Origin of the sequence: Hymenobacter amundsenii (assembly GCF_002204745.1) — a bacterium.
Taxonomy (GTDB): Bacteria; Bacteroidota; Bacteroidia; order Cytophagales; family Hymenobacteraceae; genus Hymenobacter; species Hymenobacter amundsenii.
The window spans coordinates 73,014-90,102 of the sequence record NZ_NIRR01000008.1; the positions used below are offsets into that span (position 1 = coordinate 73,014).

General features: G+C 62.2%; 12 protein-coding genes. 4 read left to right on the forward strand and 8 right to left on the reverse strand.

Translation table 11 applies throughout. From position 1 onward, the window contains the following. Positions 1 to 260 precede the first annotated feature (260 nt). Complete coding sequence (locus CDA63_RS07280) at positions 261 to 2,129, reverse strand: BamA/TamA family outer membrane protein (protein WP_165768226.1); 1,869 nt, start codon at positions 2,127 to 2,129, stop codon at positions 261 to 263. Between the two features lie 268 nt (positions 2,130 to 2,397). Here CDA63_RS07280 and hemW point away from each other — a divergent pair, with 268 nt between their 5' ends. The 4 genes from hemW to CDA63_RS07300 all read left to right on the forward strand — a co-directional run bounded on the left by hemW (position 2,398) and on the right by CDA63_RS07300 (position 5,801). Then, on the forward strand, positions 2,398 to 3,531 hold the full coding sequence (gene hemW, locus CDA63_RS07285) for a radical SAM family heme chaperone HemW (protein WP_088463835.1): 1,134 nt from the start codon (positions 2,398 to 2,400) through the stop codon (positions 3,529 to 3,531). 252 nt (positions 3,532 to 3,783) lie between these two features. After that, positions 3,784 to 4,281: a hypothetical protein gene (locus CDA63_RS07290; RefSeq protein ID WP_088463790.1), complete on the forward strand. Its 498-nt coding sequence runs from the start codon at positions 3,784 to 3,786 to the stop codon at positions 4,279 to 4,281. 3 nt (positions 4,282 to 4,284) lie between these two features. Next, positions 4,285 to 4,950 (forward strand): alpha/beta fold hydrolase, encoded by a 666-nt coding sequence (locus CDA63_RS07295; protein ID WP_088463791.1) that lies wholly within the window; start codon positions 4,285 to 4,287, stop codon positions 4,948 to 4,950. An 80-nt stretch (positions 4,951 to 5,030) separates the two neighbouring features. Beyond that, on the forward strand, positions 5,031 to 5,801 hold the full coding sequence (locus CDA63_RS07300) for a cyclase family protein (protein ID WP_088463792.1): 771 nt from the start codon (positions 5,031 to 5,033) through the stop codon (positions 5,799 to 5,801). A gap of 139 nt (positions 5,802 to 5,940) precedes the next feature. Here the strand turns inward: CDA63_RS07300 and CDA63_RS07305 are convergent, their stop codons facing one another. The 7 genes from CDA63_RS07305 to CDA63_RS07335 form a co-directional block, all read right to left on the reverse strand. Next, complete coding sequence (locus tag CDA63_RS07305) at positions 5,941 to 6,216, reverse strand: hypothetical protein (RefSeq protein WP_088463793.1); 276 nt, start codon at positions 6,214 to 6,216, stop codon at positions 5,941 to 5,943. 65 nt (positions 6,217 to 6,281) lie between these two features. Next, the gene (locus tag CDA63_RS07310; protein WP_088463794.1) at positions 6,282 to 8,789 is read right to left on the reverse strand and encodes a DUF5686 and carboxypeptidase-like regulatory domain-containing protein; all 2,508 of its coding nucleotides are present in this window, start codon (positions 8,787 to 8,789) and stop codon (positions 6,282 to 6,284) included. Positions 8,790 to 8,897: 108 nt separating this feature from the next. Next, on the reverse strand, positions 8,898 to 9,851 hold the full coding sequence (locus tag CDA63_RS07315; RefSeq protein ID WP_088463795.1) for an NAD(P)/FAD-dependent oxidoreductase: 954 nt from the start codon (positions 9,849 to 9,851) through the stop codon (positions 8,898 to 8,900). Between the two features lie 191 nt (positions 9,852 to 10,042). Next, positions 10,043 to 12,964, reverse strand: coding sequence for a T9SS type A sorting domain-containing protein (locus CDA63_RS07320; protein WP_088463796.1), 2,922 nt, complete (start codon positions 12,962 to 12,964; stop codon positions 10,043 to 10,045). Positions 12,965 to 13,495: 531 nt separating this feature from the next. Further along, positions 13,496 to 15,763, reverse strand: a complete 2,268-nt coding sequence (locus CDA63_RS07325; protein ID WP_126546770.1) for a 4-alpha-glucanotransferase — start codon at positions 15,761 to 15,763, stop codon at positions 13,496 to 13,498. Further along, positions 15,670 to 16,224 (reverse strand): CBM20 domain-containing protein, encoded by a 555-nt coding sequence (locus CDA63_RS21295; RefSeq protein WP_088463798.1) that lies wholly within the window; start codon positions 16,222 to 16,224, stop codon positions 15,670 to 15,672. Before CDA63_RS21295 ends, CDA63_RS07325 begins: the two co-directional genes overlap by 94 nt. A 173-nt stretch (positions 16,225 to 16,397) precedes the next feature. Continuing rightward, complete coding sequence (locus CDA63_RS07335; RefSeq protein WP_088463799.1) at positions 16,398 to 16,895, reverse strand: carboxypeptidase regulatory-like domain-containing protein; 498 nt, start codon at positions 16,893 to 16,895, stop codon at positions 16,398 to 16,400. Between the last annotated feature and the right edge of the window lie 194 nt (positions 16,896 to 17,089).

The following is a 17,089-nucleotide window of genomic DNA, read 5'->3' on the forward strand; positions in this document are numbered from 1 at the left end:
CTCAACTACCAGCTTAAAGAAGCTGAACAGCCACTAACCCGAACGTCATCCTGCCCCAGAATTCTTCTGCAGTGGGATGACGTTCTTTTTTTGCCCTCCCAACCTATTGAAGCTGTTTAGAAAGTCCATAGAACGCCATGCTGAGCGCAGCCGAAGCATCTCTACCGCTTCGTTGAACAACTGCTACTAAGCGGTAGAGATGCTTCAGCTGCGCTCAGCATGACAATGCCTTTGATACTGGCGACTTTTAAACAGCTTCACTAAAACCGGCTGGTAATGCCGAAGTGAATTTTGCCCGAGCTCAACCCAAAGTTTTGCTGCTTACTGCGGCCCAGCGCGTACACGAACTGGAACTGGCCCGCGCCGGTGCGGAAGCTGAGGCCCGCGCCCAGGCCGGTGGGCGTGTCGCGGGGGTAAGGGTCGTCGGGCAGGTCGCGGCGCAGGTAGGCCTGGTCGGCGAAGATGAAAACGTAGGCATCGGGGCCGGTGAACTGGCGGAATTCGGCGGTGCCCACGGCGTACTGGCTGGCGTAGAAGTTGAGTTCGTTGAAGCCCCGCAGTGTGGCCAGCCCGCCCAGCCGGAACAGGTCGTTGAGAAACAGCCGGTCGTTGACCAGCGCTTCGCCCCGCAGACGTGTAACCAGCACCCCGGCCCGCCCGAAGCGGAAATACCGTTCGGCCCGTCCCCCCAGGCTGATTTGCCGGCTGCGCAAAGCCAGGCCGTCGTAGAGCTCGGGCCGTAGGTCGCTGTTGCGGCTGATGCGCTTGGTGCCAATGGCCGCCTGTCCGCTCAGCAGGAGCCCCCGGCGCGGAAAGTAGGGGTCGTCGAGGGTGTTCCAGGTGTAGTCGAGGCCGTAGGAGCTGAACTGCGAGTCCACGTTGTCGGGCAGGGTGGTGGCGAGTTGCAAGGTCGAATCGGTGTTGAGCAACCGGGAGTTGCGCTGCTCGAAAAAGACGGCCAGCCGGCCCGCCCGGGCCGTGGGGTAGGCCACCTGCAGGCGCGGCCGGGTAGTGAGGAACAAGTCGGCCTGCTTCAGCAGATTGAACGAGGCGCTTACTTCGAGCGGGGTACCGAAAAACGTGGGGTGCAGGTACTGGGCATCGAGCAGCTGGGAGGTAGCGTCGAGCTTGCGCCACTGGATACCCAGCCCCTTGCCGCCGCCCCCGATGTTGCGCAGGTTAAGGGTCACGTCGCCGGTAATCTGCACTTTCTTCTGGCCCAGGCCGGGGTTGGGGTTGGGGAGCACACCCACGATGGCATCGAACTGGTTGGCCGTGCGGTCGTCGAGCAGGAAATACACCCGGGCCCGGCCCTGGGAAAATCGTATCTCGGGCTCGGCCTTCACCTGCAGGTAAGGCAGCTGGCGCAGGCGGCGGTCGGCATCGCGCAGGCGCTGCTGGCTGAAGGGCTGGCCGGGTTCCAGCTGCAGATACTTAGTTAGGAACCGGGCCTTGGTTTTGGTTTTGCCGATAATCTGGATGGAATCGAACACGATGGCCGGGCCCCGGCGCAGCACTACCCGGCCCTCAATGTCGGTGCCGGTGAGTGTCAGCGAATCGAGGCCGATGGTGGCGAAGGGGTAGCCCTGGTTTTCGGCCTCGTGGAGTACGTTTTCCTGAAACCGGGCCCATTCGCGGGGACGCAGGGGTTGCTGTTGGTAGAGCTGCTCGCGGAAGCCGGCCCGGGTCAGCAGCGCGTCGCCGAGGTTACCGTTGCGCAGGCGGGCCCAGCGGAACGGCTCGCCCACATACAGGCGCACGTGCAGCGTATCGCCGCGGCTCCAGCGCAGCTCGTCGGCCGAGGCCGTGAGGTAGGCATCGGCCTGGAGGGCCAGCACCAGCTCGCGCACCTCGCGCAACGCGGCCAGCGAATCGGGGAGCTGGCGGCGGTAGCGGTAGGGGCGGAGCACGGCGGCATCGGCTTCCTCAGTTGCCAGGCGCAACACCACTGGCCGTACCGGCCGGCGCGGCGCGGGCGTGGCTTTCCGGGCCGAATCGGGCGGTACGGCCACGGCTGGCGCGGCCGACAGGGGCGGGGCCGCCGGGTTGAGGGGCGTAGTGCCCTGGGCCGCAGCCAACCCGGCCGCGCCCAGCACCAACCACCAGAAAGCGAGGAAGCGGACGTACATTTGTGCCTGTGCAACGCGAACCGCCGCGTTTAATTTCCCCGAAGATACTTTTTGGGTGGCGAAGGGGGGAAAGCGGCGTAAGCCAAGGTTAAAAACCAGCTCCTCTCCTTGGAAAATGTCGTGCATCAAGCGAGTGTGGGTTGGGGTGGTTGATTTCATTGAACGACCTTTTTCCTTTAAAAGCTGTTCAGGCGGCATCAGCCACCCCCAGCCCCTCCTCATCTGAGGAGGGGAGCTATGTTCTGGCATCCGTTTTAATTTCCCCGCTTTGTCCGGCATCTACCTCCATATTCCCTTTTGCAAGCAGGCCTGCCACTACTGCGACTTCCACTTCAGCACCAGCATGGGCCTGAAAAGCCGGTTGGTAGAAGCGCTGGTGCGGGAGATGGACCTACGGGCCAATTACCTGGAGCCCGGCGCGACAATAAACACCATCTACTTCGGCGGCGGCACGCCCTCGCTGCTCACGGCCGCTGAGCTCGACACATTGCTAAACGCCATTCAGCAGCGGTTTGCGGTGGCGGCCGACGTGGAAATTACCCTCGAAGCCAACCCCGACGACCTGACCCCCGCCAAGGTGCGCGAGCTGGCGGCCTCGCCCGTCAACCGGCTCAGCATCGGCCTCCAGAGCTTCCACGAGGCCCACCTGCGGCTCATGAACCGGGCCCATTCGGCCCAGGAATCGGGCGCGGCGGTGCGGCTGGCCCAGGACGCGGGGTTCGAGAACATTTCGGTGGATCTGATTTACGGGGTGCCCGCGCCCGACCACGGCATCTGGGAATCCGACATGGCCGCCGCCTTCGCCCTGGGCGTGCCGCACCTGTCGTGCTATGCCCTCACCATCGAGCCCGATACGGTGTTTGGCCGGCAGTTGCGCAAGGGCACGTTTCGGGCCCCGCCCGACGAGTTTGTGGCCCGGCAGTTTGAGCTTCTGCTGGCCGAAATGACCCGCCACGGCTACCAGCAGTACGAAATCAGCAACTTCTGCCGGCCCGGCCGCGAGTCGCGCCACAACTCGGCCTACTGGGCGGGTGTGCCCTACCTGGGCCTGGGCCCGAGCGCTCACTCCTTCAACGGCCGCAGCCGCCTCGCTATGCTGGCCAACAACCCGCGCTACGTCACGGCCGTGCTTGATGAAGGCGACGTGCCCGCTACGGAGGAAATTCTGAGCCCGCTCGACCAAGCCAATGAGTACCTGATGACCAGCCTGCGCACCGCCCGCGGCTGCGACCTGGCCCGCCTGCGCGACCAGCTGGGCGTGGATTTGCCCGCTACCCGCGCCGTTTATCTGGCCCAGTTGCAAACCACCGGCCTAGCCACGCTGGAAGGTGGCTGGCTCCGCCTCACCGATGCCGGCAAGCTGCTGGCCGACCATATCACGCTGGAGTTATTCCAGGGGTAGCGGTAGCCCAAACGGCCAGCTGTAACCCGTGTAACAGAACGGTGAATTAGGCTTTATCGGCGGTGTCCCAACGGTTTGGCGTGCGGGCCATAGGCCGGGCAACACGCCATGTCCAATTTCACCCCAAGGCAGGTTTTTGCTTCCCGGCGGCGGTGCTTTTCGGGTTTTATTCTTTCTTTGGGAAAGGCCGCGGGTCCATTGGCTGGCTAAGCTGCGGCGGAAAAGACCGGTTCGTTCGCCAACTTATTGATTATGAAACGACTGATTGACGCGCTGGCCGACGACACGGATTTCTTCATCGAGCAGGTGCAGCTCACGGCCATCGTGTTCGACAATTCCGACGACGTTACCATCTGGGCCACCACGTATTTCGACAACGACGCCCATTTTTTTCACCTGGGCCTGCCGTTCCAGCAGCTCGATTTGCTGCTGCGCCTAGCCGGGGCCCGCTCCGAGGCGCTGCAGGAAGACATTGCCGATGCCTTGGCTACCGTGCAGCATTGGCCCTGCCTGCTCGAATACAGCACCGAAACCGACCCGCCCGTGGCCCTGCCCAACGTGGCCCTTAAGCTCTCCTGCACCTACCCCGCCGACGACCTGTTCGACTCCGAAGATGAAGAAGACGAGGACGATGCCGAATTGCCCTTCGACATTAGTATAGATGCCGACGGCGAAGAGGCCGACGAATACCAGGCCGGGCAGCCCCACAACATCTTCTACCTCGAAGACGTGTTTCTGCGCGTTGTGTAGCCTATGTTTTACCTGATTCCGGGGCTGGGGGCCGATGAGCGGGTATTTCAGCGGTTGCAACCTCTGCTGCACGGCGAAACCGAGCTGTTGCCGTGGCTGCCCCCGGAATCGGACAACGAAACCCTGCCCCACTACGCGGCCCGGATGGCGGCCGGTATCCCGCTAGCGGCCACGGGGTTGCTGGTGGGCGTGTCGTTTGGTGGGGTGGTGGGCCTGGAAATCAACCGGTTGCGGCCGGGGTTGCGCACGGTGCTCGTGAGCAGCGTACCCGACGCCGATAGCCTGCCACCGCTGCTGCGGCTGGTTCGGGCCACGGGTATTTATAAACTGTTTCCACCCCAGTGGCTGAAGTTGTTTCCGCGGGCCGGGCAGTGGTACTTCGGAGTGAAGGGCGGGGCTGAGTACCGGCTGTTCAAGCGCATTTTGCGCGATATGGAGCCGCGCTACACCCGCTGGGCCATTGCCTGCCTCCTGCACTGGGACAGCACCCAAGTGGGCCGCAGCATCCAGATTCTGGGCACTCGCGACCGGGTGTTCCCGCCTGGCCCCACCCCAGTAGAGTACCTCATTAAGGGCGGCGGCCACTTTATGGTATTGAGTCACGCCGAGGAAATTGCCCAGATTCTGAATGGGCTGACGGCGGAAGGCGAGGAGGTTATGCGGAAGTAAGCAGACCAGTCATGCTCAGCATGACGTTCTTTGTTACGTCCCTATCCCATCACCCCATTACCTCATCCACCCCCAGCCTCATGCTTGCCACCTACCCTCACGACGGCCGCTCATTCAGTTTCAACCCCCAGGAGCCGCTGGATATTTCCCTGCCGCTGGCTCCGGGCGAGAACCAGGTGAACTGCTTCTGGGCCGAGCCAGTGCAGTTTGACGTGATTAGGGTGGGCGACTTCGTGGGCAGCGTGGCGGCCGGCGGCAGCACCAATTACCAGCGCGTGCACGTTACGCCTCACGGCAACGGCACGCATACCGAGTGCTACGGCCACATTTCGGCCGAGGCAGGGGCTACGCTCAACCGCTGTTTGCGCCGGTTCCTGTTCGTGGCCCGGCTGGTGTCGGTACAGCCCCGGCCCCAGCCCAACGGCGACGAAGTGGTGCTGCTGGCCGACGTGCGCCGGGAGCTGGAAGGCGGCGCTGAAGCCGCGGTGCGCCCCGAGGCCCTGGTGCTACGGACGTTGCCCAACCACCGCGCCAAGCGCACCCGCCACTACTCGGGCACCAACCCCACCTACTTGGAGCCCGCCCTGGCCGAATACCTGGCCCAGCACCACATCGAACACTTGCTCCTCGACCTGCCTAGCGTCGACCGTGAGGAAGACGGCGGCGAGCTGCTGGCCCACCACGCCTTCTGGCAGTACCCGCACGCCACCCGCCAGGCAGCCACCATCACCGAGCTCATCTTAGTGCCCGACGCCGTGGAAGACGGCCTCTACCTGCTCAACCTCCAGATCACGAGCCTGGAGCTGGACGCCAGCCCCAGCAAGCCGGTGTTGTATGCGTTGGGAGCTTGAAAGGACTGATTTGATCAGAAAACTAAAATAGAGCCTGTCATCCTGAGCGAAGCGAAGACCTTGTATCACCTCATTATTGATGGTACAGGGTCCTTCGCTTCGCTCAGGATGACAGGCTTGGTGAAGGTGCCTCAATCGCCTAATTCAGCCACACCGTGAGTAGCAACTCGAAGCGGTGGGGGGCGAAGGCGTTGTAATAAGGCGCTTCGCCTTCGAAGCCGAGTACGTGTACCAGCGCGATGCCCTCAGTGCGCGAGTCGACCGTGCGGATGGGGTAGAGGCGGCCGGTTTCGGGCCAGTCGCCCACGTGGTTGTAGGGGCGTTGATCGGCATCCACGCAACGGGCATAATCGACAAAAGGGGCGTGGCGGGTGGCCTCAGCCAGGGTCAGGTTCGCAACTTCGTACTTGGGCATATGCTTTTTTGAGTGATAAGCGGTCAGTGGTAAGCCGCTTGTAGCTGATGGCTTGACGCTTAGAATTACAGGCTGAATTTCAAGCTCACTTTCACCCCAAAGGTACGCGCATCGGGCAGGGTGCGGTAGGTGAGGCGATGTACGAAATCAACCCGTACGATTTTAAAAATGTTCTCGACCCCGTAGCCTACCTCGGCGTAGGGCGTGCGACCCAACGACTGGAAAGCGGGCAGCACCTCACCGGTAACCGGGTCGGTGGTTGGAATAATCTGCCGGTTGGCCTCGCTCACGCCGCCCCAGAGCAGGTTGGTGGTGGCCACCAACCGCCAGTTGAGCTGCTTGATGGCCGGTAGCGAGTTGAACAGGAAGCCCCCGAACTGGTGCTCCAGCTGCAAGCCCGCGTACCGGTCGCTCACGAACTCGAAGTAGCGCATCAGGTTATAGGCTCCGGCGTTGTAAAAAAACGACTGGTTGCCGAGGTGGCTCTTGAGCACCGGATACGGCACCGTGCTCGGAATGTAGCCCGCATCAATCCGGTAAGTAGTGCGGCCCAGCTGGCCCAGGCGCAGGCTGTGGTCGATGAGCAGGTTGAACTTCTGGTAGCTGAAATCGGAGCCCAATACGTTGTTCACGCCCAACGTGTAGCGCACCATAAACACCGGCCAGCGTTTGAGGCCCACGGCGGTGCGGCGGTTCTGGTTGTTGGCCACCAGCACCTCGTCGCGGGCGTAGCGCGACTCCACCACCACTTCCGAAAGCGTAAAATCGGAGTCGGTGGGGTTGCCGGGCTGGGGCTCGCCGGTGTAGTAGAGGAACGGATAGAGGGGCTGGAACTGCTGGCGGCGCAGCATCACGCGCTGGGTGAAACCTCGGAACAGATCTGACTGCACGGCCACACTGGTCAGGTCGCGCAGCAGCGGGCGGCTGTTGCTGATGTTGCCCAACCGGGCCGCCGCCTCGAACAACGGATTTTCGAGGGCGTAGTCGTTGTCGAGCAGCGCCACCTGGTCGATGTCGTGGCGGTGCTCGAAGTTGGCCACTGTCCAGTGGCGGCGGTCAACGACGCGCTGCACCCGCAGGCCGTATTTGAAACGGTTGTCCTGGGTACCGTAGGCCAGGTAGGGCCGCAGCTGCCAGTCGCGGTTCCACTCCGTAGAGGTGCGGAAGCCCAGGCGCAGGCGTACGCCCTCAATGTTGTTGTAGCCGACCGTGGCCAGAATCGGCCCCAGGTCAATTTTGCCCAATGGGTAGTAGCCGTTCACCACAATGTCGGCCAGCTCCAGCATCGAGCGCACGGCTGGCAGCTGGCGCACGGTGTCGAGCACCGTTAGCGTGAGCTGCTCCTGCCGGCTCAGTGAGTCGGGCCGGTTGGCCGCGAAAAAGCCTTCGGGCACGTCGTAGGCGGTGGCGGCAATCTCCAGGGGCTTGTCGTAGAAGGGCAGCGGCTTTACCTGGTTCACTACGAAGTTGGAGTACGCCGTAATGATGCGGGCCAAGACGCCGGTGCTGCCCTTGCTGGGCTTGATGCCAATAACGAAGCGGGTGCGCGTGGGCAGCCAGGGCCCGGCCGAAGTAGGCGTCAGCTCCTGGCGCACGGTAATCTGCTCAATGAAATTGAGGTTGGCCTCGGTGCTCACGGCCACATCCAGCTGGCGCAGCGCGTAAGTGTCGGTGGTCACCCAAATGGTGCCCTTGAACGCCAGGTCCTGGGGCCGGCGGGGCGTTACTTTGATTTTGTAACAAAAGTCGTCGCCCACCAGCAACGAATCCTGTAGGGTGTACTCGTAGGAAAACTTCCAGCCCTCGGCAATGGGCGAGATGAAGTCCTTGCCCACGATGCGAATCCAGTTACGGTAGAAGTCCCAGTCCTGAAAAGAGGAGCCCATAATCTGCGACACCACCGAGCCCTCGCGGGGCACCGCGCCGTGCATCTGGGTTTTGCTGACTTCCTCGCGCTGGCGTAACGGGTTGTTGTTCTGGTAATAGTGCGACAGAACTTCGGAAGCGAAAATGGGCACCACCGGCTGGCCGTTGGCGTCGCGGTCGAGGCCCAGGCTGTCGGCCACGGCCGTAATCTGGCGCAGCACCTTGCGGCGGCTTACCTGGCTGGGCAGGTTGTTGATGAGCAGCTCATTGCGGGCGTAGCTGTCGTATTCGTAGGCTTCGAGCTCCGTTTTCTGGTTGCGGCGGCGGTGGTTCTGCACCTCCCGCAGAATGCGGTAGGCCGGGTTTTCGTGGGGCCTAACCACCACCTCACCCAACGATACCGATCCGGCCCCGAGGGTGAAGTTGAGCGTCTGCTGGGCGGCGGTGCTGGTAATGGCCTTCTTGACGGGTGAGAAACCGATGGCCGAGGCCGTGAGCGTGTCGGCCAGCTCGGTCAGGATGAGCTTGTAGCGCCCGTTCTCATCGGCGGTGGCGCCCTGGCTGGTGCCGCGCACGAACACCGAGGCGAAGGGTACGGGCTTGCCGGCTGCCTCCGTGATGCGGCCGCTGAAGGTAATGTGCTGCGCCCAACCCGCCGGCCCCAGCAGCAGGAGCAGCACTAAAAACGGCGGAAAAGTGAAGCGCATACGAGGGGAAGAGCGAGGCAAGCGGCAGACGTCGGGGAGGGCTGCCGGAAGATACCGCCGCCGGCCGGAAAAAACCAGTTCAGGACAGTAAGTTCCGGCAACGTCCAACTATTTCGGGCATTCCTCCCGGGTCAGGGTTTCGTTGATGCAAATGGCCGCCGCGCTGCCCTCGGCGGCGGCCAGTAACGCCTGCTGGGTGCCGGGCGTGTTGTCGCCGGCCGCATAGAGGCCCGGCACCGTGGTTTGCTGCTGCTTGCTCACCCAGATGGCCCCTTTGCTGGTCAGCCGGCAACCCAGCTCCTGGGCCAGGGGGCTGCGCTGGTGCTGGTGGGCATGGATGAATACGGCCGTGCGGGCCAGCTGCTCGCCCGACTCGAACACGATGTGGCGCAGCTCGCCGGCCGCCGTGCCTTCCAGGCGGGCCACCGGCTCCTCGCGCACCGTAATGCCCTGGCGGCGCAGGCGGCGGCGGGCGTGCTGGCTCAGGTGGGCCGGGTCTTCCACGCACATAACCACATCGGTGCTCCAGCGGCTCACCAGTAACGCCAAGCCGGTGGCCAGCTTGGCCGGACCATACACGGCCAGCGGCTGGTCGCGGTGTTCCCAGCCGTGGCAGTAGGGGCAGTGCAGCACCCCGCGCCCCCACAGCTCGCGCATGCCCGGCAGGGGGGGCAGCTCGTCCTCGACACCGGTAGCCAGCAGCACCTTGCGGGCCGTTCGGGTGCTGCGCCGGCCGGTTTCGCCCTCCAGCGTCAGCTCGAAGTGCTTGCCGCAACGGGTAAGGGCCACCACCCGGGCGGCTTTTATTTCCACCGACTGGTAAGTGGCCAGCTCGGCGCGGCCCAGCTCCAGCAGCTTTTGGGGGCGCACTCCATCGCGGGTCAGAAACGCCTGGACGGCCGGCGAAGGAGCATTGCGGGGCGGGCCGCCGTCGAGCACCAGTACCCGGCGCAGGCAGCGGCCCAGCACCAAAGCCGCGCTCAGCCCGGCACTGCCGGCCCCGATAATGGCCACATCAACATCGGTAGGAATTCGGGCAGTGAGGCGGGGGCGAGGGGGCATCAGGTGGGGTGAATAGGTGGAAGGTGAGGTCTGTTTCCGCTTCCGCGGAACGCACTGGCAAATCAAACCGGAAAACCTATACCGCGAAAGGTACCGGCTGGTTTGGCCCCCGCTGCCGGGCAGGTAGGGTGAAAACGAAAAAAGCCCCTTTCCAGCTGAAAGGGGCTTTTTGTCAGGTTAATACCTGGTGGTTATTGCTTCACCACGCGCTTGGTAAACGACTGGCCGTTGCCTTGCACCTGCACCAGGTAAGTGCCGGCGGGCAGGCCCGCTACGTTCAGCAGTTCATTGCTGCCGCCAAGCTGCGTGAAGCTGCGCAGCACCCGGCCCGTCATGTCTACCAGCGTTACCTGGTAGGTGCCGGCAGGCGCGCCGCTCAAATCGAGCTGGGCATCCTGGGTGCTGGTGGCAGGGTTAGGGTACACACTTACTTGGGCGCGGGCGCTCAGCGGGAAGCGAACCGTTACTACCTCGCTTACGCTGGCAGTCCCATCCGTGTCTACCTGGCGCAGGCGGTAGTAAGCCAAGCCATTAGAAGCTTTGGCCGCTACTCGTGCGTCGGTGAGCTGGTAGGTGGTGGCATTCGAGCTAGTGCCCTGGCCTTTCACCTCACCCACCGCTACGAAGCTGGTGCCATCGAAGCTGCGCTCTACGACGAAGCGGTCGTTGTTGAGCTCCACAGCCGTCTTCCACGTCAGTTTCGCATCGTTGCCAGCAGCCTGGGCCGCGAAGCTCGTTAGCGTTACGGGTAGCGGCCTCGACTTGATAACGATGTTTACTGTTTGGATGGTAATGCCACCCGTAATGTCGGTGGTGCGAACCTGTACGGGGTAGGTACCGGCTACCAGCAGCGTCCGGTCGTCCACGATAAACTGGCCAGTGGGACCCAGGCGTACGCCGGGAGGTAGGCTGGAAACGCCACTCAGGGCCGTGGCCGTGCTGATAAATCCATTGAAATCCGTTACGTCGGCCAGAATGTTGCCGTTCTGGTAGGGGCCGGTAGGAGTTGCGGCTACCGAGTAGATGGCTTCGGTGTCGTCGAAAACGGTGATGGTAACTGCCGGGGAAGAGGTGCCGCCAGCCGCATCGGTGGTAGCCACGTTGTAGGTGTAAGTGCCAGCAAAGGGCGCGCTTGAGCCAACGGTGATCAGGCCGGAGGTACCATTAATGCTCATGCCCGAAGGCAGCGTGCTCCCTGTGGCCAGTGTGGCGGCGGTAAGCGGAGCATCGGGGTCGGTTACCGTTGCCAGCGTTGTGCCAGTAGTCAGCGCGTCTCGGTTGTATCGGTTGTTCGTAGAGTAAGCAGACGCGTTATCATTAGTAATGATCTGAATAGTGACACTCGAAGTAGTTTGTCCACCACGGCTGTCAGTGGTTGTTACAGAGTAAACGTAGGTGCCTGCGCCTGGCAATGGGAATTTGTCATTGCCAGTCGTTCTTTCGATGGCGGTAGCCGTTCCATTTGCGCTGAACGTGATGCCTCTAGTGGCGGGGCCTGAGGTTTGCGTGAAGGTCGTTGAGGTGATACTGCCATCAGAATCCGATACTGTTGCTAGTACTTTTCCATTTACTACTACAGATGTCAGGAAGACGTTTGGCGAGGAGTACACGGCCGGCTGGTCAGTTACCGTGAGTACATAGTTCACGTTCGCGCTATTGCCGCCGTAGGGGTCCGATACGAAGTACTGGAACGTTGCGGTAGTAGGCGTAGCAGTACCACCCCGCTGGAATTCCAACGTAGCCACCTGAGCAGCGGTCAGGGTGGTATTGGCCGTAACGGCTATCCGGGCGCCACCATTATTGTAGTACAGGATGCCGAAACCAGCTGCCGGAATTGACGCGATGGTGTAGGTGAGAGGGTCATTCTCTGGGTCGGTGCCAGTCAGAGCCGGTAAGGCAATAAACACGGCAGGGTTAGCCGATACGTTAGCCGACTTAGCCTGGGCTGTGGGGGCCGTGTTAGTTGTCGTGGTAACGTTGGCGGCAGCCAGTGTGCCATTGTTATCCAAGGGGTCGGCATCGTCAGTATCAATGGTGCTGCTGGCCCTACCGGTTACCGTCGCGCTTGGCATATTGAACTTGATGACAGCCGTGTTGGTCGTGCCTACTGCCAGCGTTGGGATGGTGGCCAGCGTGAGTAGACCGGTGGTGTTGTTGTAGGAGCTGCCAGCCGGGAAAACGGGGCTCTGGGAGGCTAGGCCAGGGCTGAGCTTCACAACGGGCTTAACGCCGGTAGCATCATAGTCGCCGGAAGCAGTTGTGGTGGCGGTGTACGTTACTTGGGAGCCAGGCAAGGCACGAGCCGGGCCAGCAAGCGTAGTCGCTACGTTGGCCTGGGTGCACCAGGTCATGTAATCGATGGTAATGGCCTGGTTGCCTGGGTCGGTTAGGTTGATAAGATTCTGGTAAGTAATCTGCAGCGAAATAATAGGCTTATTAAGCTGCACGATAGCATTGCCTGCGGTCGAATTATTGGGGCTGGTTTGTACTCCTGTGAGCTGGTTGCCGGACAGTGTATTGTAAGCAGTATTGTGCGTTACGGTCGCATCCGCCGCCGCCGACAAATTCAGCGTATTACCGTCCGCCTGGGTTGCCACTATGGTTACACCATCGATAAACTGGTTGGCCCCAATATCAATGTCCTGCATGCCCATCGTGAAGTTATTCACGGGCCGGTTGAAGGTAAAGGTAATCTGGGTCGAGGCGTTGGTATTGCTCAGGTAATCGGCCTGCCAGAATATGGGCAGGCCGTTGACTGTAGCTCCGTTGTTGCTGACGTTCATCGAGGTTTCGGAACCGTTGCCAGGTTCTATGTAAGAGCCAGCCGTGCTGATGGTCGTGTTGGTGCTTGCGGCCCCTGCTTTCACTGGCGCGTGGTTTTTCCAGCTGCCGCCGTTAGCAGGCAGGGAAAAATCCAGGGTGGTCGTGTTGGCGCAGGTAGCAGCAACGCGATTCACAAGGGCGGGCTGGGATGCCTGCCGGATGGAGTCCGCTTTGCGCGAGGCCGGCGTGCTGAACTGGGGCCGGCCGTTATCTAACTCATATTTGGGCATCTGAGCCCAAGCGCTTAACGGTAGCACCGCCAGTAGTAAAGAACGTAATAGTGTTTTCATGAACTGAAAAGTAGTGAAGGTGTCGGAGGGGGAGATGATTAGCTAACGCAGGTATTTAAGCACGACAAAACTACTGCGCGGGCGACAAATGTAACCTTCTTATTCGGTCAACGTAGTATCCGGCTCGATGAACCGGCTCGTTTGTGGGTAGAAATTTCATATCAAAAAACTTCTATTCCAGGGCATTGCGCTTAAAGTACTTCTTCGAACGGGGTCAAAACCCATAAAACCACCAATGCTGCCAGATTGCGAGGAATTTGACGGAAACTTATTAATACTAGTTTTATTCTATAGACATTATATTTAATATATATATAATCCTAAAATTGGAATTCTCTTATTCGGACTACAAGTTCTGGCCGCCCAGCACCGCGCCCCTTCTCTGTCATCTATACCAGCCTCGGAAGTAGTCGTGCGTGCAAGACGGACCATTTTATTTACAAAAAAACCTCCCCAAAATCTGAAGAGGTTTTTTGCGGCGAATGCGTAGCCCGGCGCCAATGCCTCGTCGAGCAGATTGCTTGGGCAGCGTTAGTACACCTGCTCCCGCCCGCTCTGGCTTACCAGCTCCCGCACTTCTTCATTAAAGCCCGCCTGTCCGGCCAGCTCTTCCAATGGAATGTGAAAGCGGTACTTCCAGAAGTGGGTGGGGTTGGAGGGCACGTTGATCTGCTCAGCCAACGGGTCCTGGCGGCGCAGCTGGGCGCTGAGGGCCACCAGATCCTGGAGCGGGAAGATGGCCCACATGGCCGGCGAGTACAGGTGCTGCACTACGATTTCGCGCGCGACCCAGGGCTCGCAGAACTCGGGGGCCGCTTCGTGCCAGTGGCCCAGGATGGTTTCGAAGAACCGCTGGGTCTGCTCGTGGTCCTCTTCCCACCAGCCGCGCAGGGTGCTCATGTCGTGCGAGCCGGGGCTGACCACGCTCAGGTAGGGCGCGTGGTCGGGGTGGCCGAACTCGGTGGCGGGGTCGGAGGGCATGCGTTGGATGTGCAGGCCCAGAATGCCGAGGTCCTTCATCACGCCGGGCACCGAGGCGGGTACCATGCCCAGGTCTTCGCCGCAGATAAGCATGTTGGTGGCCCAGCGTACCGGCGGCAGTTTGGTGAGGCCCTGCTCGCGCCAGAAACCCTCGTGGCGCTGGTAGAAAAAGTCGTGGTAGAGGGCCAGCAGGCGGGGACGAGCGTACTCGTCGAGCTCCCGGAACGAGCGGCTCAGATGCAGCGTGATGCGCGGGTGGTAGTGGTCGGGTAGCTGGTCGTCGGGCACGAACAGCACCTCGTTCACCAGCCCGAACAGGCCGGCACGTAGCCAGCGGTAGTGGTCGGTGTTGGCGGGGTTCTGGCTGATTTTCTCGTTGATAACGGCCTCGATCTGCCGCTGGGTCCGTACCGGCTCCCGCAGGCGGATGGCCCCGTAGCCCGCATCTTCCATGAACTCCTCGAACACGGCCTGGGCTTGGCCGTGGAACACGTCTTCCAAGATATGCCAGCGGATGTAGGGTTCGCAGAGCCGGCCATAGTCGAACCAGCCGAGGCGCTGCTCGATTTCCGGGCGTGAGAAGGGCAGGGCGGGTGAGAAGTGACCCAGCAGGCCTTCTACCGAGTGGCCCGGAATTTCCCAGATGCGGAAGAAGCCCAGGATGTGGTCGATGCGCAGGGCATCGAAGTAGCGGGCCAGGTGGCCCATGCGCTGCTGCCACCACTGGTAGCCGTCCGCAGCCATTCGCTCCCAGTTATAAGTCGGGAAGCGCCAGTTCTGGCCCGTTACCGAGAAGTCGTCGGGCGGGGCGCCGGCCTGCTGATGCATGTGGTAAAGCTCGGGCTGGGTCCAGGCGTCCACCGAGTGGCGGTAGATGCCGATGGGCAGGTCACCCTTGACTACCACGCCGTGCTCGCGGGCGTAGGCCACAGCGGCGCGTAGCTGCTTATCGAGATGAAACTGGGTGAAGAAGTGCAGGCCAAACTCGTCAAAACTGGGGCTGGTTTCCTGGGTCAGGTCGGCGACCTGGGCCGGGGTGCGGAACTCGGCAGGCCACTGGCTGAAATCGGCTGTGCCGAACCGGTCGCGCAGGCCGCAGAAGGCCGCGTAGGGGAGTAGCCAGGCCTGCTGCTCGGCCAGGAACAGCTGAAAATCGGGGTCGGCCAGAAAGGCGGTCTTCTCCTGCTGGTACAGCTGGCGGATGAACTCCCACTTAGCGTTCATCACCGGCTCGTAATCCACGTAATCCTTGGCGTTCAGCTCCTCCCGCAGGCGGGCCAGTTGCTGGCGGGCGGCTGGGTCGCGCAACTCGGCCACGGCCTCCAGGTTGAGATACTGCGGGTGCAGGGCAAACACCGAAATGGCGGCGTAAGGGTAGCTGTCGACCCAGGTATGGGTGGCCACGGTGTCGTTGATGGGAAGCACCTGCACCAGTTGCAGGCCAGTGGCCACAGCCCAATCTACGAGCAGCTTCAGATCGGGAAACTCGCCCACGCCCAGGCCTTGGTGGCTGCGCAGTGCGAATACGGGCAGCGCCACGCCGGCCCCGCGCCAAGGCGCGGCGGCGTAGCGGAAGTGGTCGTCGGCCAGTACCCGCAGAGTCCGCGCGTGGCCGTCGGCCGGAATTACCCGGTCGTCGCCGGTTTCAAGCTCAAGCAATTGCCGGGCCGTGGGGTCCCAGATGCCATACTTGTAGCGCGTGTCGGCTTCGGGCGTGGCCAGCGTCACTTCGGCGGCCCAGGTCGGGTAGTCGGCATCCGACAACGGCACGGCCTTGGTCGCATCCCAGGCCCCGAGGGCGGCATCGGAGCCCAGCACGCAGAGCTGGTGCAGCGGCTCGACCCGCGGGGCCGACAGCTGGAAACGCACGGCCGGGCGGCCACGGCCGGAGCTGGCGCGGCCATCGGGGCCGGGCGGCGCAGCAGGGCTTCGGTGAAGGCGGCGGTGTAAAGCTCGTTTTCGGGCAGGGCCGGGGCGCGCCAGAAATCGGTTAGCACGATTTGGGTGAACGAGCCGGCGGCGGCCTGCACGTGCCGGTTAGGGCCCCACTCCCAGTAGCGGCCCCCGTCGCGCTCATCGAGCAGCAGGTACTTATATTCCACGCTGGCCAGCTCCCCGGCGGGCAGGCTGATTTCCTGGCTCCAGAGGCCGGAGTCGGAGTGGTAGTGTAAACTCAGGGCTTGGGTGGGGTCCCACTGGCCCAGGCTGGGCAGGGAGCCGCAGACTACCAGCCGCTGGCCCCAGGCCGTGCGAAAGGGGAGCGTAAAGCGAAGAATCATCGGGGGCTATTCGGATAAAAACAGGCCCGAAAGGTAGCGCTTAATGCCCGGAAAAGCCTGCTGTCGGTCCGCCATAATCAATGCTTAACCCACAGAAAGCCGGCGGTTTTGCTCGTGCCAATGCCGGGTTGATAGCCGGACAATGCCGGATTGACGCCGGGGCTGCCCGCCCGCTACATCGGCCGAGCTGGCCGGGGGCGGCGGGGGCGGTTTTCGCGGCTCGCCGGCCCCGTGGGCCTACCCGCCGCTTCCATGGTCACGACCAGATTTTTCTCGGCTTCGGGGGTGCGCAGCAGCACCTGCTGAGTTGCCATACCAGGGTACTCCACGAGCAGTAGCACCGGCTCGCCGGTTGGCAGCGACAGGATAAAAAAGCCATCGGAGTTGGTAACGGCCAACGACTGGCCCCGCCCTTGCACCAGCACACTGGCGCCGGGCAGCGGCAGTTGATCGGGCCCGAACACGGCCCCGGAAAAGGTTATGGCCGCCGCCGCCGTTTTTGGCGCGGCCGGGCGGCCAGAAAGTGGTGCCTGCGCCAGCGCCGCCCCGGCCCCGGGCAACAGCAGGGCCAGCACCATGGCTACCCGCAGCCCCGGCAGCCCCCGCAGCCAGTGGATACGTGCATAAGTGGGGGCAGTAAGGCAGGGAGCGTAACGGAAGACGTTGGACATGGAACTGAGCAGTAGGAAATGGTGTCTGGCAGGGCCTGCGGGGTAGTTGGGGCCATCCGGAGTAGGTAAATAACAGTACCTTTGGCCGCGCGGTTAGCTGATCAAAAATAGGGTGCTACCGAAGACCGAAACAACGATAGTCGCTAAATCGGGCCAATCAATCGGGGAAATCGGGCTGATTACCGGTTAAGGAC